This window comes from Lysinibacillus alkalisoli, from assembly GCF_014643595.1.
GTDB lineage: Bacteria > Bacillota > Bacilli > Bacillales_A > Planococcaceae > Metalysinibacillus > Metalysinibacillus alkalisoli.
Window position 1 is genome coordinate 511,937 of record NZ_BMJT01000001.1, and the last position, 22,163, is coordinate 534,099.

The 22,163-nt window shown below is 34.4% G+C and carries 25 protein-coding genes; all 25 read left to right on the forward strand.

Annotation, left to right across the window (positions count from 1 at the left end):
- The first annotated feature begins 243 nt into the window (after window positions 1-243).
- The 25 genes from flgM (at window position 244) to hpf (ending at window position 22,100) form a co-directional block, all read left to right on the forward strand.
- Complete coding sequence (gene flgM, locus IEW44_RS02150; protein ID WP_188613371.1) at window positions 244-501, forward strand: flagellar biosynthesis anti-sigma factor FlgM; 258 nt, start codon at window positions 244-246, stop codon at window positions 499-501.
- Between the two features lie 11 nt (window positions 502-512).
- Window positions 513-1,004 (forward strand): flagellar protein FlgN, encoded by a 492-nt coding sequence (locus IEW44_RS02155; RefSeq protein WP_188613372.1) that lies wholly within the window; start codon window positions 513-515, stop codon window positions 1,002-1,004.
- 11 nt (window positions 1,005-1,015) lie between these two features.
- Window positions 1,016-2,620: a flagellar hook-associated protein FlgK gene (flgK, locus tag IEW44_RS02160; protein ID WP_188613373.1), complete on the forward strand. Its 1,605-nt coding sequence runs from the start codon at window positions 1,016-1,018 to the stop codon at window positions 2,618-2,620.
- A gap of 18 nt (window positions 2,621-2,638) precedes the next feature.
- Entirely contained in the window at window positions 2,639-3,538 is a 900-nt protein-coding gene (gene flgL, locus IEW44_RS02165) for a flagellar hook-associated protein FlgL (RefSeq protein WP_188613374.1), read from the forward strand.
- A gap of 69 nt (window positions 3,539-3,607) precedes the next feature.
- A complete protein-coding gene (locus IEW44_RS02170; RefSeq protein ID WP_188613375.1) occupies window positions 3,608-4,180 on the forward strand; it encodes a DUF6470 family protein in 573 nt (190 codons plus the stop codon).
- 10 nt (window positions 4,181-4,190) lie between these two features.
- Entirely contained in the window at window positions 4,191-4,628 is a 438-nt protein-coding gene (gene fliW, locus IEW44_RS02175; RefSeq protein WP_188613376.1) for a flagellar assembly protein FliW, read from the forward strand.
- Window positions 4,628-4,855 (forward strand): carbon storage regulator CsrA, encoded by a 228-nt coding sequence (gene csrA / locus IEW44_RS02180; protein WP_188613377.1) that lies wholly within the window; start codon window positions 4,628-4,630, stop codon window positions 4,853-4,855. Before fliW ends, csrA begins: the two co-directional genes overlap by 1 nt.
- A 215-nt stretch (window positions 4,856-5,070) precedes the next feature.
- A complete protein-coding gene (locus IEW44_RS02185) occupies window positions 5,071-6,327 on the forward strand; it encodes a flagellin N-terminal helical domain-containing protein (protein WP_188613378.1) in 1,257 nt (418 codons plus the stop codon).
- Window positions 6,328-6,392: 65 nt separating this feature from the next.
- A complete protein-coding gene (locus tag IEW44_RS02190) occupies window positions 6,393-8,195 on the forward strand; it encodes a motility associated factor glycosyltransferase family protein (RefSeq protein ID WP_188613379.1) in 1,803 nt (600 codons plus the stop codon).
- A 1-nt stretch (window position 8,196) separates the two neighbouring features.
- Complete coding sequence (locus IEW44_RS02195; protein ID WP_188613380.1) at window positions 8,197-8,535, forward strand: DUF8042 domain-containing protein; 339 nt, start codon at window positions 8,197-8,199, stop codon at window positions 8,533-8,535.
- 216 nt (window positions 8,536-8,751) lie between these two features.
- Window positions 8,752-9,750 carry an NAD-dependent 4,6-dehydratase LegB gene (locus tag IEW44_RS02200; protein ID WP_188613381.1) on the forward strand — a complete coding sequence of 333 codons (999 nt, stop codon included), beginning with the start codon at window positions 8,752-8,754 and terminating at the stop codon, window positions 9,748-9,750.
- A complete protein-coding gene (locus tag IEW44_RS02205; RefSeq protein ID WP_188613382.1) occupies window positions 9,747-10,898 on the forward strand; it encodes a LegC family aminotransferase in 1,152 nt (383 codons plus the stop codon). Before IEW44_RS02200 ends, IEW44_RS02205 begins: the two co-directional genes overlap by 4 nt.
- On the forward strand, window positions 10,898-12,025 hold the full coding sequence (gene neuC, locus IEW44_RS02210; RefSeq protein ID WP_188613383.1) for a UDP-N-acetylglucosamine 2-epimerase: 1,128 nt from the start codon (window positions 10,898-10,900) through the stop codon (window positions 12,023-12,025). The genes IEW44_RS02205 and neuC overlap by 1 nt, the downstream gene beginning before the upstream one ends.
- Window positions 12,022-13,092, forward strand: a complete 1,071-nt coding sequence (gene neuB / locus IEW44_RS02215) for an N-acetylneuraminate synthase (protein ID WP_188613384.1) — start codon at window positions 12,022-12,024, stop codon at window positions 13,090-13,092. Before neuC ends, neuB begins: the two co-directional genes overlap by 4 nt.
- The gene (locus IEW44_RS02220) at window positions 13,085-13,708 is read left to right on the forward strand and encodes an acetyltransferase (RefSeq protein ID WP_188613385.1); all 624 of its coding nucleotides are present in this window, start codon (window positions 13,085-13,087) and stop codon (window positions 13,706-13,708) included. Before neuB ends, IEW44_RS02220 begins: the two co-directional genes overlap by 8 nt.
- On the forward strand, window positions 13,705-14,742 hold the full coding sequence (locus IEW44_RS02225) for a nucleotidyltransferase family protein (protein WP_188613386.1): 1,038 nt from the start codon (window positions 13,705-13,707) through the stop codon (window positions 14,740-14,742). The genes IEW44_RS02220 and IEW44_RS02225 overlap by 4 nt, the downstream gene beginning before the upstream one ends.
- A 4-nt stretch (window positions 14,743-14,746) precedes the next feature.
- Entirely contained in the window at window positions 14,747-15,655 is a 909-nt protein-coding gene (locus IEW44_RS02230) for a Gfo/Idh/MocA family protein (protein WP_188613387.1), read from the forward strand.
- On the forward strand, window positions 15,648-16,352 hold the full coding sequence (locus tag IEW44_RS02235; RefSeq protein ID WP_188613388.1) for an acylneuraminate cytidylyltransferase family protein: 705 nt from the start codon (window positions 15,648-15,650) through the stop codon (window positions 16,350-16,352). The genes IEW44_RS02230 and IEW44_RS02235 overlap by 8 nt, the downstream gene beginning before the upstream one ends.
- Entirely contained in the window at window positions 16,352-17,170 is an 819-nt protein-coding gene (locus tag IEW44_RS02240) for an SDR family oxidoreductase (protein WP_188613389.1), read from the forward strand. The genes IEW44_RS02235 and IEW44_RS02240 overlap by 1 nt, the downstream gene beginning before the upstream one ends.
- A gap of 511 nt (window positions 17,171-17,681) precedes the next feature.
- Complete coding sequence (locus tag IEW44_RS02245) at window positions 17,682-18,119, forward strand: flagellar protein FlaG (RefSeq protein ID WP_188613390.1); 438 nt, start codon at window positions 17,682-17,684, stop codon at window positions 18,117-18,119.
- Window positions 18,120-18,143: 24 nt separating this feature from the next.
- Entirely contained in the window at window positions 18,144-20,201 is a 2,058-nt protein-coding gene (fliD, locus tag IEW44_RS02250) for a flagellar filament capping protein FliD (protein ID WP_188613391.1), read from the forward strand.
- Between the two features lie 54 nt (window positions 20,202-20,255).
- Window positions 20,256-20,651 carry a flagellar export chaperone FliS gene (fliS, locus tag IEW44_RS02255; protein WP_373286121.1) on the forward strand — a complete coding sequence of 132 codons (396 nt, stop codon included), beginning with the start codon at window positions 20,256-20,258 and terminating at the stop codon, window positions 20,649-20,651.
- Window positions 20,648-21,010, forward strand: coding sequence for a flagellar protein FliT (locus IEW44_RS02260; RefSeq protein ID WP_188613393.1), 363 nt, complete (start codon window positions 20,648-20,650; stop codon window positions 21,008-21,010). Before fliS ends, IEW44_RS02260 begins: the two co-directional genes overlap by 4 nt.
- 77 nt (window positions 21,011-21,087) lie before the next feature.
- A complete protein-coding gene (locus IEW44_RS02265) occupies window positions 21,088-21,465 on the forward strand; it encodes a PilZ domain-containing protein (protein WP_188613394.1) in 378 nt (125 codons plus the stop codon).
- Between the two features lie 86 nt (window positions 21,466-21,551).
- Window positions 21,552-22,100: a ribosome hibernation-promoting factor, HPF/YfiA family gene (gene hpf / locus IEW44_RS02270; RefSeq protein WP_188613395.1), complete on the forward strand. Its 549-nt coding sequence runs from the start codon at window positions 21,552-21,554 to the stop codon at window positions 22,098-22,100.
- Window positions 22,101-22,163: the final 63 nt, after the last annotated feature.

The following is a 22,163-nucleotide window of genomic DNA, read 5'->3' on the forward strand; positions in this document are numbered from 1 at the left end:
GTAATACATCCCTTTACCACTTCTTTTTACGTAGTAGAGGATAACGAAACTAGTGAATACGACATTATCCAATTGGTAGACCAAACGGCTAAAAGTATGAAATACGTAGAAAATTTCATAAAATACAGGAAAAAGGGTATAGAAAATGAGAAAACATCGCGTGTTTTTATATTTCGGCATTAACTTTTAGTAAAGTGAGCCGAAGATATAAGTAGAACAGTAGATAAAAGGAAGGTGAAATGAATGAAAATTAAGCCATTTCATATACAACCATTGCACACATATGCTAATAAAACAAAACCAGCTAAAACGACATCTGGTCAAAGTTTTTTAGATAAAGTTGAAATCTCATCTGCAGCTATTGATATGAAAGGTACTACAAACTTACAATCTGCACGTGCTGAACGTGTAGCGCAAATTAAAGCGGATGTACAATCAGGTGAGTATAAAGTAGATACACATAAAGTCGCTGAAGATATGTTGAAATATTACCGATTCTAAGGAGCATAGGTATGGATAAAATACTACAAAATTTAAGCAATTTAACACGTATGCATAAAAGCTTATTAGAATTAATGACAGCCAAAACGGAGCATCTCATCCATGACAATATTGATGAATTAGATGCCATTATCAAAAAGGAACAAAAGCATATAGCAGCTATTGAACAACTTGAACAACAGCGCCAGCGTATGGTAACGGACTACTTGAAGGCAAATGGATTTGCACATTCCGCGGCACCGACTGTTGAGGAGTTATTAGTAGCAGCTAACGAGCAAGAGCGTAATGAAATTACACAATTTAGAGCACAATTATTACAAACAATTGAAGACATTAAAATCGTGAATAAACAGAACCAAAAATTAGTGTATCAATCATTGCAACTTGTGAATATGACACTTGATTTACTGCAACCTACACCGCCAGTAAACCAAACAATGAATTATTCAAGTAAAGAGGTGCGCCAACCTACTAATATGGCAAGTAAAACGTATGAGGTTTAAGGAGGAGTAATATGCGTTCAACATTTATGGGGCTTGAGGCAAGTAAGCGAGGGCTTTTTACACAGCAATCAGGTCTTTATACCGTAGGACATAACGTTTCAAACGCCAATACGATTGGGTACACACGTCAACGTGTGAATATGCAAGCTACTCAAGGCTTCCCAGCACCAGGTTTACAATCGCCTAAAACGGCAGGGCATATCGGTACAGGGGTAGAGGCAGGCTCTATTCAACGTATTCGTGATGAGTTTATTGACCGTCAATACCGTCAAGAAACAAACCGCTTAGGCTATTGGGATGCGCAAGCTCGTTCAGTAGGTGAATTAGAGGCTTTAATGAAAGAGCCATCAAACTTTGGTTTAAATAAAGCATTTGCTGATTTTTGGAAAAACATGCAAGAGGTAGGCCAGGCATCTAAAAATTTAACAAGTCGTGATGTCGCAATTGAAGGGGCGAAACAGCTAGCAGATTCTTTTAATTATTACGATACTCAAATTAAAGAAATGCAAAGCAACTTAGGTAAGGAAATTGATGTGGTAACACGTGATGTTAACTCTATTTTAAGTCAAATTGCTAGTTTGAATGAGCAAATCCGTGTAGTAGAGCCAAGTGGCTACGTACCGAATGATTTATACGATGCACGTGATAAATTAGTGGATGAATTAAACGAGATTATCCCCGTTGAAGTACAAAGAGTAGCCTCAGGTGGTAATGCAAGTAGTGTATCGGAAGGTTCGTTAACCGTATCATTGAAAAAGAAAGATGGCACTACAGTTAAGCTTGTAGAAGGACAATTATATCGTGCTGTCTCTATTGAAACAAAGGATATTACAGACCCATCAGGGAAAATGTTACCATTCCAAGAGATGAAAATGTCCGAACTTGGAGGGCCGCCAGTTGATGAGGATGGCGACTTCATTGCCGAAGACTTTTTAGAAGGTCCTATTGAGTATGATGATATGTTACCAGGTAAAGGACGTTTATTATCATTAATTGATGCCTATGGTTATGGTAGTGCAGATATGGAAACCGCAAAGGGTACCTATCCAAAAATGTTACAAAACCTTAACGCAATGGCAAAGACCTTTGTAGAGGAGTTTAATAAATTACATAGACAAGGGTATACATTAGAAACAAAAAATCCTGATGGTACTGTGAAGGATGCTTCTGTACAAGGTGGCGACTTCTTTGACCCAGCAGGGATCACAGCGAAAGATATTAAAGTCAATGATGCATTACTTAATAATCCTCATCTAATTGCAGCTTCTTCTGTACCAGGTGAAGAGGGGGACAGCAAAAATGCTTTTGCCTTAGCAGATTTGCAAAATAAACCATTTGCTGCTTTAGACAATGGCTCTATTAGTAGTTATTATGACAGTGTTACAGGTCGCTTAGGCGTTCAAGGTAGAGAGGCTATCCAAAAGTCAAAGGAATCGGCCGTTCAACAATTAGCCATTTATCGTGATCGTGCCTCTGTGAGTTCTGTATCTTTGGATGAAGAAATGACAAGTATGATTACCTTTCAACAAGCCTATAATGCTAATGCACGTATGATTACAGTAGTAGATGAGACATTAGATAAAATAATTAACGGAATGGGCCGTGTCGGTCTATAAGTTTAAGGAGGTAGTATTGTGCGCGTAACACAATCCATGTTATCAGGCAATTTATTGCATAATTTAAATAGCAGTTATAGTAAAATGAGTGATTTGCAAAATCAATTAGATTCAGGACTCAAAATTAATCGTCCATCTGATGACCCGGCGGGTGCAGTACGAGCAATGGGGCATCGTCGTGATTTGGCACGAGTTGAACAATATAATCGCAACATGTCAGAAGTAAGAATGTGGCAAGATGCTACAAACACAGCATTTATGGAAACAAACCAATTAGTGCACCGTGTTCAAGAATTGGTAACATACGCAGCAACAGATGGTAAAACAGATGAAGACCGTAAAGCGATTAATAAAGAGTTAGAACAATTACGTAAGCAACTGCATACTATTGCAAATACAGAAGTATCTGGTAATCATATTTTTAGTGGTACTAATGTATTGTCGCCATTATTTGATAAAGATGGCAATATGAATGCGTTACCTGGCGGTGACAATTATGTAGAGATTGAAATTTTTAATGGAATTAAATTGGAAGTTAATACACCAGGTGCTACATTATTTAAAAAATTAGATGATACAATGGATGAGATTATTAAAACTGTGAATGAGTCACCAGTAGATATTTCAAAAATAAGCTCTTTACTTGGTAAAATTAATAATGAAAACAATCCAGATAGTATGCGTTCCTTAGTATTATCCGAACAGGCTAAATTAGGTGCATTACAAAATCGTGCAGAAACAATGGAAGAACGTTTAAGTTTTAGAGAGCTTTTAGTTGAATCCCAAATGAGAGATAATGAAAGTGTAGATTATGCTAAAACAATTACTAATTTTATGACGCAAAAAGCAATACATCAAGCTGGTCTTTCAGTAGGTGCACAGGTGATTCAACCTACACTTGTTGATTTTATTCGATAATTTTTGATGGGCACTTGAACATTTACTAGTGTTCAAGTGTTTTTTTACTTAAGATTTAGGAGGTGAGTTATGATGATGCCACAAATTCAATTGCAAATTAATGACATTAAAATGAATTTACAACCTGCAGCTGTAACAGGGCAACAAGTGATTAAGCAACCACAAGCTGATTTGAAAATTGAACAACCAGCCGCTATTATAGAGATGCATACGACAAATAGTGAGCTTAGGATTGACCAATCTAGAATGTGGCAAGAGATGGGGCTATTATCCCCTATGAAGTCGGTAGCAAAGTACGCGCAAGATGGTAAACAAGCTAATTTAGATTTTATCGCCCAGACAGCACGTGAAGGAGATCAAATGATGTTAATGTCAGGTAAAGGACAGGGCTTTAGTATTGGACAAACTATAGCAAAGCAAAATCATGGACCACAAGATACACCAGTAAATATTACATTTATCCCATCAGGTGATGCCATTGACATTCACTTTACAAAAGGTACACTCGATATTAATGTGAGGCGGCAAGAACCACGCATCTCAGCTCAAGTGAATAAACCCATTCATCAATACACGCCTTCCAAAGTAAGTTATACGATGTTACAAAGACCAAGTGTGCATCTCATTGATGTCATTAAATAGGAGGAATAGGATGAAAATCGAAACGAAGTTTTTAGGAGAAGTGGCGTTTAAGGAAGAAGATGTTTACACATTTCCGCAAGGTTTACCTGGATTCAGTGATTTACAACGATTTATACTTATGCCAATTGATGCAGACTTACCTTTAGTAGCACTACAGTCTGTTGATCAACCTACGATTAGCTTTATTATGGCGTACCCATTTGCATTTGATGCAAATTATACTTTTGATTTAAGTGACGAGGATAAACAAACATTACATATTGAAGGTAATCACGAAGTATTACCTTATGCTATTATTACGATGAAAGAAACATTACAAACATCAACAATGAATTTATTGGCACCTGTCGTGCTAAACATTACAAAAAAAATGGGGAAACAAATTGTGCTGCAAGATAATAAAAAATATCCACTACACTTCCCGTTAGGAAAAGGTGTGACCAAGTAATGCTTGTATTATCACGAAAAAAAAATCAATCTATTATGATTGGTGACCAAGTAGAGTTGAAGATACTGTCAGTAGAAGGTGACCAAGTAAAGATTGGTATTGTAGCGCCAAAGTCTGTTAAGGTGCACCGTACAGAAGTATTTGAGGCAATTAAGGCACAAAATGAAAAGTCACTTACTATATCTTTAGATGTGTTGGATCAATTAAACTTTAAGAAAAATGACTGATTCACACGTGTTCATAAAACGTTCAAATATCCTAAAGAGAGCAGTATCAAGGGTTTAAACACTTTTTATTATAAACTTAAAAGTTTTTCTAAAAAAAGCTAAACAAATCATAAGTACATGCGATATAATGTATGTAAGAGGCAAATAAGCTTCCTACATAATAAAGCCCACATGGATGTGAGCAAAATAAAACAAATTCAAGGAGGAATTCTATCATGAGAATTCAACATAACATTTCAGCTTTAAACACACACCGTAACTTAGCTTTCAACAACGCTCAAGCTTCTAAAAACCTTGAGAAATTAGCTTCAGGTTACAAAATTAACCGTGCAGGCGATGACGCTGCAGGTTTAGCAATCTCTGAAAAAATGCGTGGACAAATCCGTGGTCTAGACATGGCTACTAAAAACTCTCAAGATGCAATTTCTTTAATCCAAACAGCTGAGGGTGCGCTTAATGAAACACATGCTATTTTACAACGTATGCGTGAATTATCTGTACAATCTGCAAGTGATACTAACGTAAATCTTGACCGTGAAGCAATCCAACAAGAAATTACTCAATTAACAGAAGAACTTGACCGTGTATCAGAAACAACTGAATTCAATACACAAAAATTACTTGATGGTTCTTTCTCAGGTACTTTCCAAATTGGTGCTAACGAAGGCCAAGAGCTTAAAATGAATATTGATAAAATGGGTGCAGCTGCACTTGGTTTAGTCAATACAACGACATTAGGTAAAGATGTAGAAAATACAGCAACTGTTGCTGGTTTAGCAGATGGCACATATAAAGTTAACTCAGCAGGCGATAAATTAATCGATGCTAAAGGTAATGAAGTGGGCGATGTAGCAGCAGGCGTTGTAACTGGTAAGAATGGTGCAGAATATAAATTTACTAACGCAACATCATTAAAAGATGGTACTTTAACTATTAAAGATGGTAAAGCAACTGCTCAAACAGAACTGAACTCAGTATCTTCTAAATTAGCAGCTGGTAAATATGAAATCGTTGGAGATCAAGTAATCAAAGATGATAAAGTAGTAGGTAAAGTGACTACAACAGCTGGCACATATGAAATTAAAGTAGGTAACGAAACTGTAACATTTGACAAAGATGATTTAAATCTTGCTGATGATTTAGCAGCAGGTTCTAAATTTGAGATTAATGGTGTGAGTGTATCTACTCGTGAGCAAGCTTCAGGTACAATTACTAAAATTGATGATGCACTTAAACAAGTTTCTGAACAACGTTCAGCACTTGGTGCGGTACAAAACCGTTTAGAGCACACAATTAATAACTTAGGTGCTGCATCAGAAAACTTAACAGCTGCTGAATCACGTATCCGTGATACAGATATGGCTAAAGAGATGATGGAGTTCACTAAGAATAACATTCTTATGCAAGCTGCACAATCAATGTTAGCTCAAGCTAACCAACAGCCACAAGGCGTTTTACAATTATTAGGTTAATACCTAAAAAATTAAGCCATAGCGCATTGCGCTATGGCTTTTTTTCATGAGAGGAGTGATAGTAGATGTATATCGAACAAAATATTTCAGCGTTATCAACAAATGAATTAAATTGGATAGCAGCGATTCAAGACGCACTGGAACCAGTATGCACTAAAATTGATGATTATGCAGCGTACTTTACTTATAGTGATGGAGAAGTTCGTGAAGTATGTGATCATGTGCAAGAAGGATATCAAGGGCGTCAATCGTATCGAGAGATTTTATTTGTTTTTGGTATCTATGCTGTACATGAATTACAACATATTTATAAAACAAAAAATAAAGAGACAATCATTATTGTAATTGAACCTAATATAAGTTTTTTTACTACAGCACTACATCAAAAGAATCTAGATTTCTTTGGTAAAGAAAATATTTATTTGTTTGTTGATGATGCTATTGACAACATTATTACTTTTTTGCAACCAATGATGCATGATATTAATTTTGTCAAATTAGTGAAACAAGTGAATTTTTATTTTACATCTTACTACAGAATGTATGATTTGAACTTAACTAAACAATTGATTACATTAATTCGCCAAACCATATTGTCAACCATACATACATTTGGCAATGATGTGGAAGATAGTTTAATTGGATTAAGACATAATTTATATAATTTACCTTATATATTAGAGTCTAAAGATACTAGCAAATTAATGAATAGTTATAAAGATGTACCAGCTATTGTAGTAGCTGCTGGTCCTTCTTTAAATAAAAATATTAAATATCTTAAGGGTGTAAAGAGGAAAGCAGTAATTATTGCTGTAGATACGATTATTAACCGTTTATTAGATGAAGGAATTACACCTGATTTTGTATGTTCAATTGAACGTGTCCCACAAGTGTATGACTATTTTTATAAAGATAAAATATTCCCTAAATCTATTAACTTAGTAGGTCCAGCGGTATTAGATTCAAGGGTTTTTGAAACATTTGAAGGTAATCAAATCATACCTTTTCGGAATGAAGTAGCAGAAACAGAGTGGTTACAAAGAATTATGGCTCAGCCAATAACAGCAGGTATTAATATGGGCTCATCTTGTGCTCATGTTGCTTTTGGTATGGCAGATCACCTAGGTTGTTCACCTATTATTTTAGTTGGTCAGGATTTAGCTTACGGCTCTAATGAAAGTGAAACACATGCAAGTGGTACTTTTTATGATGCAGAGGAGCCCACTAAAGAACAGAAAAGAGACCAAGATTATGTAGAAGGATACTATGGTGAACAAGTATTAACGACTCGAATATGGTTACAGTTTAAAACGTGGTTTGAAAAACGCATTGGCGAAGCCAATTTAAAAGTAATAGATGCAACAGAAGGCGGTGCACGCATTTATTTAACAGAGCAAGCGACATTAAAACAATGTATTGATATATATTGTAGGAATGAAATTACTCCCGTGATAGACACTTTAAGTCAAATAGAGACATACCCTATAGAGATATCCAAATTGCAAGCTAATCTTAAACAAGAATTAGAATATTATGAAGCATTTTTGGAGAATATAATTGATTATTTTAACCGTATAGACCAGATGGAAATTACACACAAAACATTTTTAAAGTACAATGAACAATTAAGTGTAGTGCATTATATTGTTAAAGATGCCATGAGTAATAAAATAATTATGCACAATTTACAATCTACTTTACTAAAATATTTATGGTCACATAATAGTAGAGAGCAAATTATTAGCAGAGAACATGTGCAAGATGAAAGAAATGAGCAAATAAAATTATTAGGCGTAATGGCAAAAACAATTTATGAAATAAAAGGTGTAGTTCAAGAAGCTTATGACAAGTTAAGTGAGGGTGATTGAAGTGAATGAGTTATACGAAGTTATACAAAGCTATAATGAGTATTTAAGAAAATTACCAGAAGGGTGTAAAGTGATAGCAACATTGTTAAGAGAAAATGAATTGGTACTAGCCAAAGAAAATATTATGTATTTTTCTGAAGGTTTATTGTGGTTGAATGACGCGCAACAATTATTGCTATTACATGATATTAAACATAATTTGGAGTTTGATCAAATTCAACATTATTTGGTACAAATTAATAATGCTCTAGAAAAAGAGGCATTTCAAGAAGTTGCTACTATTTTTGATTCCGAGTTGTATACACACTTTAATCAACTTTCTGTAGTGCCAGAAGCATGATTAAGTTGGTATCTGGGACAAAGGAAAAATATTAGACTGATTCTATTTCAGTCTAGTATTTTTTTGTTTATAAAAGTATAAGCTATTCATAAAGTGAGAAAAGTTGTAATTTGATCTTTCGGAAAAAACAAATCATGATCTAGAGAGTTTTATATAATTTTTTATTGAAAGTCCGATATAATAAATAGTGATACATAGATGGAGGCGTTAAAGGTAATGAAGAAAATTTTAGTTACAGGTGCAGATGGTTTTATAGGTTCACATTTAACAGAGCAACTTGTTCGTCAAGGTTATCATGTGCGAGCATTTGTTAATTATAATTCATTTAATTCATGGGGCTGGCTAGACGAGTCTCCAAAAGAAATTACAAAAAATATTGAAGTATTTGCGGGCGATATCCGTGATCCACATGGTATAAAGGTGGCTATGCAAGGTTGTAGCCATGTATTGAATTTAGCGGCATTAATTGCGATACCATACTCGTATCATTCACCAGATACATATGTGGATACTAATATTAAAGGTACATTAAATATAGTACAAGCGGCACGTGAATTAGATGTAGAAAAAGTCGTTCACACGTCTACGAGTGAGGTATATGGCACGGCTTTATATGTACCTATTGATGAAGAACATCCATTGCAAGGGCAATCACCTTATTCCGCTTCTAAAATTGGTGCAGATCAAATGGCGCTTTCATTTTATCGTTCATTTGATACGCCCGTGGCAGTTATTCGTCCTTTTAATACCTATGGTCCACGTCAATCTGCTAGAGCAGTAATACCGACAATTATTACACAACTAGCAGCAGGCAAAGAGAACATTAAATTAGGTGCAATTAGCCCCACGCGTGACTTTAATTATGTGATGGATACGGTTAGTGGTTTTATCTCAGTGATGAATTCGGAAAAATCAATAGGTGAAGTCATTAATATCGGTTCTAATTATGAAGTATCTATTGGAGATACAGCTAAAATGATTGCTGAGGTTATGGGTAAAAAGATTGAAATTGAAACAGACGAAGTGCGTTTGCGTCCAGAAAAAAGTGAAGTTAACCGTTTATGGGCGGATAATCAAAAAGCTAAGCAACTATTAGATTGGGAACCACAATATGGTGGAGTAGAAGGTTTTAAACGAGGTTTACAAGAAACGGCAGAATGGTTTTCAAACCCTAAAAATTTAGCGCAATATAAGGCAGATGAATATAATATATGAGTATATCATTAATCATTAATCAAATTAAAGAGATTTATGGCCCTAATTTTATTCCTTTACATGAACCAACTTTTACAAATAAAGAGCTTGAATATATCACAGATTGTGTGAGCTCTGGTTGGGTATCATCTGTTGGTAAATATGTTACAAAATTTGAAGAGGATTTAGCTAGCTATGTAGGCGTCAAACGAGCAGTAGCAGTAGTTAATGGTACAGCAGCATTACATATTGCACTTAAAATATGTGGTGTGCAACCAAATGATGAAGTGTTAATGCCTGCATTGACTTTTGTAGCAACTGCTAATGCAATTAGTTATTTACAAGCTACCCCACATTTTATTGATGTTTCTTATGACACATTAGGGGTGGATGCTACCAAGTTAGCGACTTATTTAAAACAGCAATCATTCATGAAGGATGGTCATTGTTATAATAAAGAAACAGGAAGAATAATTCGTGCAATTGTGCCAATGCACACTTTTGGGCACGCTGTGGAACTTGAAACATTACAAATAGTGTGTGATGAATATAATATAGTAGTAGTAGAAGATGCAGCAGAATCGCTAGGTACACAATACAAAGGCAAAATGACAGGTAGCTTTGGTAAGGCAAGCGCTGTAAGTTTTAATGGCAATAAAATTATTACTACAGGTGGTGGTGGTGCTATTTTAACAAATGACGATACATTAGCAGACTACGCCAAACACTTAACCACAACGGCTAAAGTTCCTCACACATGGGCTTATGAACATGACGAGGTAGGTTATAATTACCGGATGCCGAACTTAAATGCAGCACTAGGTTGTGCGCAACTTGAAAAAATGACAACATTTTTAGCACAAAAAAAAGAACTTACGGAGCGTTACCAAAAATTATTTAAAGGTATGGAAGGCGTAAAACTCTTTACCCAACCAGATCATAGTGACAGTAACTATTGGCTGCAAACATTGGTTTTAGACCCTTCTATTTATGAACGAGATCAAGTCTTACAAGAGTTGAATGATAATGGCGTCATGGCACGTCCTATTTGGACACCAATGAATGAATTAAAGCCTTATGATACGTGTCCTGCAATGGATTTAAGTGTGACTGAAGATTTGAAGAAGCGTATTATTAATATTCCTTCTTCACCAGTGGAGGTAAAGTAATGCGGAAGATATGTGTTGTGACAGGTACAAGAGCAGAGTATGGCTTACTAAAGCCCTTACTTAATAAAATAAAAGCTGACGATAAGCTACAATTACAGCTCGTTGTAACAGGTATGCATTTATCACCAGAGTTTGGGCTAACCTATAAGCAAATTGAAGAAGATGGCTTTACGATTGATGAAAAAGTAGAAATGTTATTGTCTTCTGATACAAGTGTTGGCGTAGCAAAAGCAATGGGCCTTGCCACAATTTCATTTGCAGACAGCTTCAATCGACTAAAATCAGATATTGTTGTGATACTTGGTGATCGCTTTGAAATGTTAGCAGTAGCTCAAACAGCACTAATTATGCAAATTCCTATTGCACATATTCATGGTGGAGAAGTTACGTTAGGTGCTTATGATGATGCAATTCGTCATAGCATTACTAAAATGGCAAATTGGCATTTTGTGAGTTCAAATCAACATCAAAGACGAGTGATTCAGTTAGGAGAGCAACCTAGTTCAGTATTTAATGTAGGCGCTCTAGGCATAGAGAACATAAAGGATTTGCCATTATTAACTAAACAACAAATCTACAAGCAACTTCGTATAAAAGAAGAGTGCCCAACTTTTTTAGTGACTTACCACCCTGAAACAACTACTGAAAATACTATGTTAGGTTTAAAAGCGCTTTGTAATGGATTACGTAAATATCAAAATTATAATATTGTAATAACTAAAGCTAATGCTGATAATGGCGGCAGAGAAATAAACAAGCAATTAGAAAACTATGCGTTAACACAAGATAATGTCCACTTTTTTGATTCACTAGGGCAGCTTAATTATTTAAGTTTATTACAATATGTTACAGCTGTAATAGGAAACTCTTCTAGTGGGTTAATCGAAGCTCCATATTTTAATATACCTACTGTTAATATTGGTGAGAGACAGTTAGGAAGAGAGTGTCCAAAGTCAGTTATTCACTGCAAATTAAATGAGCAAAGTATAGAGCAAGCTATTAAAGACGCTCTTTCTTATAATGATGGCTATGAGTACATTTTTGGAGAGGGAGACACTTCAAAACAAATACTTACGATATTAAAAGAAGAAAAACTACCTACTGTAAAGGAGTTTTATGATTTATGAGCACATATATTATTGCTGAAGCGGGCGTAAATCATAATGGTTCGCTCGATTTAGCAAAAGTTTTAATTGATATTGCAAAAGAAGCTGGGGCTGATGCTGTAAAGTTTCAAACATTTAAAGCTGAAAATTTAGTAACTAAAGATGCAAAACAAGCAACTTACCAAGAACAAAATATGGGACAAGAGACTTCGCAATATGACATGTTAAAGCAATTAGAGTTAAGTCATGAAGCATTTTTTGAGCTAAAACAATATTGTGATAAAAAAGAAATTGATTTTTTATCTACACCGTTTGATGAAGAGAGTGCGCAGTTTTTAGTAGAAGATTTAAAAATGACTTCAATAAAAATCCCTTCAGGTGAATTAACTAATAGCCCATTTATTTATGAACTTGCTAAGTATCGTAAACCTATGATTTTATCAACTGGCATGGGGACGTTAGATGAGATCGAGGAAGCATTAGGTTTTATTGCTTATGGTTTAGCTAATAAGCAATATGTCACAAAAGAAAATAGCAAACAATTTTATCAAACTCAAGTTGCTAAAGATTTATTAAAGGAATATGTTACTTTATTACACTGTACAACGGCTTATCCCACTCCAAATGAAGAAGTTAACTTAAATGCCATTACTACTTTACAGGAAAACTATAATATAAGTGTGGGCTTTTCAGATCATTCACAAGGGATCATGGCAAGTATAGGTGCAGTAGGGTTAGGTGCTACAGTTATTGAAAAGCATTTCACAATAAGCACCGGACTTTCAGGCCCAGACCATAAAGCTTCTTTAGTACCTAGTGAGTTAATAACTCTTGTAAAGCAAATTCGTTTAATGGAACAATTGCTAGGTACAGTATTTAAGGAACCAACTCAAACGGAGCTGGCTAATAAACTTGCTACTCGTAAAAGTATTGTAGCAAAAAGGGCTATAAAAAAAGGAGAATGTTTAACTGTTAATAATATGACTGTTAAGCGCCCAGGGAATGGGATTGCCCCTTCTGAATGGTGGCGCTTATTAGGAACAGAAGCAGTAGCAGATTTTGAAGAGGATACACTGATTTATGAATAAGCCAGTAATTATTATTGGGAATGGTGGACATGCTTCTGTATTAATTGAAATGTTACAACTAAATGATAGGGAAATTATAGGATACACAGCTCCGAATCCGAGTAAAAATGTACTAAAATACCTTGGGAATGATGAAGAAATCTTTAAATACAATTGTAAAAGTATTGAATTGGTATTAGGTATAGGTACTGTGAAAGCAAGTGATATAAGGAGAAAAATATACGCGAACCTTAAGGGGAAAGGGTATAACTTCACGACTTTAATCCATCCTACAGCGATTATTGCTAATAATGTAAAAATAGCATCTGGTGCTCAAATTATGGCAGGGGTAATTTTACAGCCGAATGTTAAAATAGGTGAGAATAGCATTATTAACACAGGTGCGCAACTTGACCATGATTGCATTGTTGAATCCCATGTCCATATTGCACCTGGTGTCATATGTTCTGGCAATGTCATAATTAAGGAAGCTGCACATTTAGGTACAGCATCTACAGTTATTCAAGGTATTATTATAGGTGGAAAAGCAACGGTGGGTGCAGGTGCTGTAGTAACAAAAGATGTTGTAGCAAACGCCACTGTGGTCGGTGTCCCAGCAAAAGAGGTGTTGAAATGAATGATATTCTAGTAACGAATGAAACGACTTTGATGGATACAATGAAGATATTAGATCAATCAGCCAAACAATTTATTGTGGTAGTCAATGAGGAGAATAAATTACAAGGTACAGTAACAGATGGTGATATTAGACGAGCTATATTAAGGGGTTTGCCATTAAATATCCCTATTAGTGAGGTGATGAATCCAAACCCCATATATGGATTTTCAAAACGAACTATGGAAGAACATCGTTTATTCATGCAACAACATAATGTAAAGCAATTACCATTAGTAGATACAGATAAGGTTGTAAGAGACGTACTATTTTATGAGAATATCATTTCTACAAAACGTAGATCTAACACTATCGTCTTAATGGTTGGGGGGTTAGGTACAAGGCTACGCCCACTTACGAATGATTTACCCAAGCCCATGTTGCCAATTGGTGGTAAACCAATCTTAGAAAATATTATTATGCACTTTAAATCTTTTGGCTTTGTCAACTTTATACTTTCCGTTAATTATAAAAAAGAAATTATTAAAAATTATTTTCAAGATGGTAGAAGTTTTGGTGTTACGATTACATATATAGAAGAAACTGAACGATTAGGCACAGCAGGTGCACTTTCTTTAATAAAAGAGGATATAGATGAAGCTTTTTTTGTCATGAATGGTGATTTATTAACGAATACTAATTTTGAGCAATTATTAGACTTTCATCTAGTTAATCAAGCAACCGCAACCATGTGTGTACGGGAGTATGAGTATCAAGTGCCTTATGGCGTAATTGAAGTCAACGAACATAAATTGGCTTCTATAGTAGAGAAACCTGTGCAAAAACATTTTGTAAATGCAGGGATTTATGTATTAGAGCCTGAAGCTTTGACTTACATACCTAAAAATCAATATTATGATATGCCAGAGTTGTTTAATTGCTTAATTCAACAGCAAAAAGATGTCTCGGCATTTCCTATCCGCGAGTATTGGATGGATATAGGGCAATTAAAGGACTATGAACGGGCACAATTAAAGTATAAAGAAAAGGAATGACGATATGAATGTACTAGTAATTGGTTATGGCTCTATAGGAAAACGCCATGTGGAAATATTGCAAAGTTTAAAATGCAATGTTTTTATAGTCAGCAAGCAATTAAATAAAGATATTTTATGTTATCCAACTTTAGAAATTGCCTTCGCTGAACAAACGTACGACTATATTGTAATTGCTAATAAAACAAATGAACATAAGCACACGCTTGATAAATTACAACAACTAGGATGTAGTTGTGCAGTATTAGTAGAAAAACCATTGTATGCTACATATTGCGAAGCTATTTATGATTTTGAAATTTATGTAGGTTACAATTTACGGTTCCATCCCATTACTCAGTATTTAAAAAATAGTATTGAGAAAGAGAATATTATTTCTATACAAGGTTATGTTGGACAATATCTGCCTTCATGGCGCCCAAATACAGACTACTCGGCTAGCTATTCAGCAAGTAAAGCTAATGGTGGCGGAGCATTAAGAGATTTAAGTCATGAGTTAGATTTATATCATTATTTATTTGGTGAATGGTATTCTTTACAAGCTTTGGTAGAAAAGGTTACGAACTTAAAAATAACTAGTGATGATCATGTGCTTTTACAATATAGGAATAGAGAAGGTAGCTTAGTACAACTAACACTTAATTACTTAGATCATATTCATCAGCGTAAAATAATTGTTAATACTACTACTAGTACTTATATTGCTGACTACATTAATAATACAATCGTGCATAATGAGCAAGTAATTAGTTTTAAAAGTAAACGAAATGATACATATTTTTTACAACATACAGCATTATTGAAAAAAGACTATACAATTGTCTGTAACTATAACGAAGGACTATATACAAATAAAATGATCGATAAAATAGAACAAGCTTCTATAGAAAAGGTGACGATATTTAATGAATAGATTGTGCACAATATGCGCTCGGGGTGGCTCTAAAGGAGTAGTTAATAAAAATATTAAACTATTATTAGGAAAACCACTAATTGCACATACTATCATTCAAGCAAAGAAGAGCGGGTTATTTAACTATGTAGCAGTGAGTAGTGATAGTGAAGAAATATTATCTGTTGCGAAAGCATGGGGTGCTGATATTTTAATAAAAAGGCCTGATGAATTAGCAACAGATCAAGCAGCAAAATTACCTGTCATTCGTCATGCATTAAAAACAGCAGAACAACAAACAGGACAAACATTTCATATACATGTTGATTTAGATGCAACATCACCTTTACGTAATGTAAGAGATATTCATGGCGCTGTTAATATGTTAGAAAATGATAATAAAATTACAAATGTGATTACAGGTGCTCCAGCAAGAAGAAGCCCTTATTTTAACTTAGTAGAACTAAACACCGAGGGATATGTTGAGTTATCTAAAGAATTATCAACATCTATTGCAAGAAGGCAAGACTCACCTAAGTGCTATGATATGAATGCGTCAATTTATATATGGCGCAGAGAAGTGTTATTAGAAGAAGATAAAGTGATTCTACCTAAAACCGCTTTATATGAAATGCCAGAAGAACGTTCTATAGATATTGATTCACCATTAGATTTTGATTTTGTAGAATTTTTAGCGACTAAGCGAGGAGAACTATGATGGAATACTTAAATAAATTTAATTTAAGTGATAAAAATGCAATTGTAACTGGTGGTGCAGGTATATTAGGACAACATTTTTGTAAAGGATTAGCAGATGCAGGAGCGAATGTAGCAATTGTCGATATTGATATGGAGAAAGCTGGAGAACTAGCTCGGTTTATTAATGAGAAAACAAATACGAACGCCAAAGCTTTCTTTTGTGATTTAACAAAGGAAGAATCTGTACTAAAAGCTGTTAATGATATTCAAAAATACTACGGAGAAATTCACATTTTACATAATAATGCTGCAGGGAAATCAAGTGATTTGGCAGCATTTTTTGCGCCATTTGAAGAATATTCTTTAGCTCAATGGAAAGAAATTATGGCTACAAATTTAGATGGCATGTTCTTGATGGCGAAGTATGTTGGGAAAATAATGAAAGACCAGAGAAAAGGTGGTTCTATTATTCAAACTGCATCAATTTATGGGGTAATGGGGCCTGATAACCGTATCTATGAAGGATCTCATTATTTAGATCGTCAAATAAACACACCTGCAATTTATTCAGCTTCGAAATCGGGAGTTATTGGTCTAACTAAATATTTAGCGACTTACTGGGCTAAGGATGGTATTCGAGTTAATACTATTACGCCTGGTGGTGTTGAGAGTGGGCAAAATGATATCTTTAAACAAAATTATAGTAACCGAATTCCGCTTCAACGGATGGCGCAACCAGAAGAGATGGTTGGTGCTTTAATTTATTTAGCCTCAGATGCTTCTAGTTATGTCACAGGTCATAATATTATGATTGATGGTGGTTTAAACGTTTGGTAATTGATGTCGTTTTTTAAGTAAAGAGTAATTTAAATTGAGTTTTAAAGTAAATCAACTATCTGTTATCGAGGAACAATTGGTTTTTTAGACTAAACTTAAAAATGATTTGTTTTGAAAGATGAATAATATAAAAAATATTAAGAATTAAATCAATTAATACTTAAATATTAAGTTGATCATTTTAAAAATATAAAAAGAAATCTTGCCTATTCTTATGTATTAGAAATGTATATTTTTTACTGACTTTCAAATACATTATTTATAAATAGTAGATATTGATGGATGGTAAAGTATGGATTTTTTATGAAATGCATTATTTAAGTGCTAGATTACAAGAGTAATTTATCAAATCATTGCTACATTATCTCAAATACAAATAATATTTATAAAAGGGATATCTAGGCTCTTTGGCTTTTTAATTAATTTCTGTAATTAGTGTGGAAGTTTGATACCAACAACCGATATTACATATATAGAACTATATAATACAAGGATGTAGGGGGTAACGAACATGCGTATTTCATCGCAAGCGTCGTCAACGGATATGACGGCAAGCGTGTCAAGTGCCAATCAAAACATAGCTTCAACAAACACGGCAACAAATGCACAACGACAAGCAACACAACAGGCAAGTAAACCAAAAGTAGTAGATCGTCCAACGATTACAGAGGCAACCAATGCACAGGCAGCTGAGGGTATTAGTAAAACAGCTGAAAATAAAGAAAAATTACAAGATGCCGTCGATTCATTAAATGAATTTATGAAAGAACATATGCCAGCACCAACAGCATCAAAGTTTCGTTTACACGAAGGGTTAGATCGTTATTATGTGCAAGTAGTAGACGCACAAACGGACGAAGTAGTTAAAGAAATCCCACCAGAGAAGTTATTAAATGCTTTTTATGAAATGCAAAAATTAGTGGGAATGATTGTTGACGAAAAAATTTAATTCGATATAAGGAGGTAACCAATTATGGTTATGCGTGTAGGTGGATTAGCATCAGGTATGGACATTGATGCTTTAGTAGAAAAGTTAATGCAAGCGGAACGTGTTCCCTTAGATAAAACATTCCAGAAGAAACAAACATATGAATGGCAACGTGATGCATACAGAGGAGTAAATACACAACTTACAACATTTAGTAATTATTTGTTTGATGATATTATTCTTTCAGGTAAAATGAATCAAAAAATAGGGACATCGACAAATAGTGATTTAGTAAGTGTTAAAGCTAATGCAGGAGCAACAGGTAATATTACAATTGGTGGTGTTTCACAATTAGCAAAGGCGTCACAAAATGTTGGTGCGCAAACAGGTTATTCAGGTAGTACTTTATTAAAAGATATAGACAGCAGTATGGGGAGTTCTATAAGTTTACGTGCAATCAATGCTGACGGAAATTTAGCAGAAGAAGCAACGGAAATTACTTTTGATCCAAATAAACATACTGTAGATGATCTTGTCAAAAAGATAAATGAGAGTAACGCAGGTGTTACTGCTATTTTTGAAAATGGTAAACTTTCGGTAACTGCTAAGTATACAGGTAAAGTCCAAGATGGTGCAGGCGAGATTATTGATGAGAGTAATAACAGTGTGTTTCAAAAATTAGGTTTTAGTGATAGCGTATTATCTAATAATGGACAGAATGCTAAATTTGAAGTAAACGGCATACAAACAGAACGCTCTTCTAATACATTTACTATTTCTGGTTATGAATTAACCCTTAAACAAACATTTAATGCAGGTGAAGTGGCAAATAAAAGTTTTCAAGATGCTGTTAACAAATTAACAAAAGCAGAAGAAGATGTAGTAGCATTTACAGATGCTTTTAATCATAAAAATAATGCGTTAATTAGTGCTGCTCAAGCATTTACAGAAGCTTATGATAACAAATTTCAAAATAACTCATCTTTAGAAGGTGATTATTTAGCAATGGATAAATCCGCATTAAAATCTTTAACATCTGATGATATTGCTACATTAACAAGTTTAAAAGGAAAATCGGATACGGAATTAGCAACTGCTTTAGAAGCTTTGCCAGACAGTGATACAAAAACAAAGCTAATGGCTATGGATGTAGCAGATGTAGAAAGATTTGCTACACATAGTGATGATTTAGCACAATTCCAAGATATTTATGCTAAACAGCAAACTTCAGTAATGGCAGAGGAAGAAGCAAAAGTAGCAGAGACAGAGTTAGACTCAGCAAAACTTAAAGTAGAGGCTCTGAAAATTGAAAAAGATGAAGCAGAGAATTTTAAAAATGCAAATCCTATCACAGGAACTACAGTAGCGCCTGTTACAATGACTGCTACATCTGATACCAAAGCAGCAATGGAACAGATTACGGAGTTTATCGATAAATATAATGAAATGATTGATAGCTTTAATAATCAATTAAAAGAAACAAAATATCGCGATTTCCCTCCATTAACAGCAGAACAACGTAAAGATATGTCAGAAAGTGAACAAAAGCTATGGGATGAGAAAGCAAAAAGTGGTATGTTACGTAACGATCAAATTGTTCGAGACGGTATGTCACAAATGCGTATGTCATTAATGACACCAATGGATGGATTAAGTGATGAAACAATGAATTCATTGGCTAAGATTGGTATAACGACATCGGATAAACTGAAAGATGGCGGAAAATTAATTATTAAAGATAAAGCAAAGTTAGAAGAGGCATTAACGAAAGATGCAAATCAAGTGCATCGACTTTTTGCATCGACTGGTGAAAAAGACGATAATGGAAAAGTAATTGAAAGTACACGTGGTATCGCATGGCGTTTAAGAGATTCTATGAGAGTGATGTCTACTGAAATTGAGAAAAAAGCTGGTAATGAAAGTGCTGTGAATAATACTTTTACATTAGGCAAGAAGATTAATGAGACAGATGATCGTATTAAGGCTCTGCAAGTAAAGTTGAAAGATATTGAAGCGCGTTATTGGAAACAGTTCTCTGCGATGGAGCAAGCGATTCAAAAAGCTAATGAACAAGCAGGTATGTTTGCACAGTTTGGTCAATAATCATATAATTAGTATAAAAGTCACGAAAAGGAGTTGTCGTCATTGACAGCACAAATGTCAGCACATAACGCATACAAACAAAATAGCGTAACAACTGCATCACCAGGGGAATTAACATTAATGTTATACAATGGTTGTCTCAAGTTTTTAACACTTAGCAAAAAGGCGATAGAGAATGAAGATATTCAAGAAAAGAATAATAATTTGCAAAAAGCACAAGCGATTATTAAAGAGCTTATGTTAACTTTGAATATGGATATTGCGATCTCTAAAGAAATGCTAACGCTCTATGAATATATGAATCACCGTTTAATTGAGGCTAATATGAAGAACGATATCGCTATGATTGATGAAGTTATGGGGCTAGTCACAGAGTTTCGTGATACATGGAAAGAGGTTATACGCTTAAATCGCCAACAGCAACCTGCTGTACAAGGAGATCAAGTATGACCACGCAACAAGCTGATATTAAAAGTTTATTAGCGACATCAGCCACATTATTCAATCATTTAACTACAGTCCCAAGTGGTGAAGCACGTGATGCTTATATTGAACGCATTAATGAATTGCTAGACCAACGAGGCGAGCTTTTAAGTCAGCTTTCAAAAGAAGATTTAGAAGGTCATCAATTATTGCCACATCTTATCGAATTAGATCAAGGTATTCAACAACGCTTAGATAAGGTGATGGATACTGTGAAACAAGATATCTTAAACTTAAAGAAGTCAAGGAAAAGTGAAGCGCAATATGCGAATCCTTACGATTCTGTGAGAACTTTAGACGGTATGTATTATGATGGTAAAAAATAGGTTATAATGATAGGGATAAGGTAATAGATGTTAATACATCTCACCTTATCCCTTATTCTATTGAGAGGGGGATTTCAATGGTTTATCGCAGAAATGAAAGTTTTCGTTATACTTTTCCAGAGATCGTTGTGATAAGTGGTGTACTAGTATCAGAGTTAGAGCACTTAAATCATAAGGAGTGGAAAGGGCATATTGTAGATATTAGCCCACAAGGTATGAAAGTAGTATCGGATTTACAATTAACAGAGACAGAAATTAGACAAGTGCAACTCGAGTCAAACTTTCGCATTGATGCGAATATGATTAAAGGTTATGCTGAAATACGTTGGTATAAATCTTACGGCGGTGGTCAGCAATTAGGATTATACTTTCATGAACAGGCAGAAGTAGAAGGTAAAATAATTGATGACTTAAAATCAAGACGTCGTAAAGAAGTTTTACGAAGTAAGGCATAAATTTTAAAAAAATTAATAAATTAAGAAGGAATTTTACATATCGTATAGAATAAAGTAAGTAAGTTGTTATTAAAGGAGGAGTTTACATGCTAAACTTTAACATTCGTGGAGAAAATCTTGAAGTAACACCAGCTATTCGTGAGTATGTTGAAAATAAAGTCGAAAAAATTGAGCGCTATTTCAATGAAGACTTAGATGCAACTGTTCACGTAAACTTGAAAGTTTATAGTGATAAACAAACAAAGGTCGAGATTACTATCCCGATGAAAAACCTAACATTGCGTGCTGAAGAGCGCCATGCTGATATGTATGCAGCTGTTGATTTAATTGTTGATAAATTAGAGCGACAAATTCGCAAGCATAAAACGAAAGTAAATCGTAAATTCCGAGAGCGTGAGGGCGTAGGCATTTATTTTGCCAATACTGAAACAGAGCCAGCAACCAATGCTGATGAAGAGTATGAAGTCGTACGCACAAAACAATTTGATTTAAAACCGATGGACGAAGAAGAAGCCATTTTGCAAATGAATTTATTAGGCCATGATTTCTTTATTTATACAGATGCTGAAACGGATGGCACTAATATTGTATATAAACGTAAAAATGGAAAATACGGTTTGATTGAAACAAATTAAATGAGAGAGGTACATATATCTAGGTATATGTACCTCTTATTTTTTAGGTATATGTATATTATA

Coding starts and splice junctions, on each gene's coding strand:
- flgM (WP_188613371.1), top strand. CDS start 244: ATGAAAATTAAGCCATTTCATATACAACCATTGCACACATATGCTAAT.
- IEW44_RS02155 (WP_188613372.1), top strand. CDS start 513: ATGGATAAAATACTACAAAATTTAAGCAATTTAACACGTATGCATAAA.
- flgK (WP_188613373.1), top strand. CDS start 1,016: ATGCGTTCAACATTTATGGGGCTTGAGGCAAGTAAGCGAGGGCTTTTT.
- IEW44_RS02170 (WP_188613375.1), top strand. CDS start 3,608: ATGATGATGCCACAAATTCAATTGCAAATTAATGACATTAAAATGAAT.
- fliW (WP_188613376.1), top strand. CDS start 4,191: ATGAAAATCGAAACGAAGTTTTTAGGAGAAGTGGCGTTTAAGGAAGAA.
- csrA (WP_188613377.1), top strand. CDS start 4,628: ATGCTTGTATTATCACGAAAAAAAAATCAATCTATTATGATTGGTGAC.
- IEW44_RS02185 (WP_188613378.1), top strand. CDS start 5,071: ATGAGAATTCAACATAACATTTCAGCTTTAAACACACACCGTAACTTA.
- IEW44_RS02190 (WP_188613379.1), top strand. CDS start 6,393: ATGTATATCGAACAAAATATTTCAGCGTTATCAACAAATGAATTAAAT.
- IEW44_RS02200 (WP_188613381.1), top strand. CDS start 8,752: ATGAAGAAAATTTTAGTTACAGGTGCAGATGGTTTTATAGGTTCACAT.
- IEW44_RS02205 (WP_188613382.1), top strand. CDS start 9,747: ATGAGTATATCATTAATCATTAATCAAATTAAAGAGATTTATGGCCCT.
- neuC (WP_188613383.1), top strand. CDS start 10,898: ATGCGGAAGATATGTGTTGTGACAGGTACAAGAGCAGAGTATGGCTTA.
- neuB (WP_188613384.1), top strand. CDS start 12,022: ATGAGCACATATATTATTGCTGAAGCGGGCGTAAATCATAATGGTTCG.
- IEW44_RS02220 (WP_188613385.1), top strand. CDS start 13,085: ATGAATAAGCCAGTAATTATTATTGGGAATGGTGGACATGCTTCTGTA.
- IEW44_RS02225 (WP_188613386.1), top strand. CDS start 13,705: ATGAATGATATTCTAGTAACGAATGAAACGACTTTGATGGATACAATG.
- IEW44_RS02230 (WP_188613387.1), top strand. CDS start 14,747: ATGAATGTACTAGTAATTGGTTATGGCTCTATAGGAAAACGCCATGTG.
- IEW44_RS02235 (WP_188613388.1), top strand. CDS start 15,648: ATGAATAGATTGTGCACAATATGCGCTCGGGGTGGCTCTAAAGGAGTA.
- IEW44_RS02240 (WP_188613389.1), top strand. CDS start 16,352: ATGGAATACTTAAATAAATTTAATTTAAGTGATAAAAATGCAATTGTA.
- IEW44_RS02245 (WP_188613390.1), top strand. CDS start 17,682: ATGCGTATTTCATCGCAAGCGTCGTCAACGGATATGACGGCAAGCGTG.
- fliD (WP_188613391.1), top strand. CDS start 18,144: ATGGTTATGCGTGTAGGTGGATTAGCATCAGGTATGGACATTGATGCT.
- fliS (WP_373286121.1), top strand. CDS start 20,256: ATGTCAGCACATAACGCATACAAACAAAATAGCGTAACAACTGCATCA.
- IEW44_RS02260 (WP_188613393.1), top strand. CDS start 20,648: ATGACCACGCAACAAGCTGATATTAAAAGTTTATTAGCGACATCAGCC.
- IEW44_RS02265 (WP_188613394.1), top strand. CDS start 21,088: ATGGTTTATCGCAGAAATGAAAGTTTTCGTTATACTTTTCCAGAGATC.
- hpf (WP_188613395.1), top strand. CDS start 21,552: ATGCTAAACTTTAACATTCGTGGAGAAAATCTTGAAGTAACACCAGCT.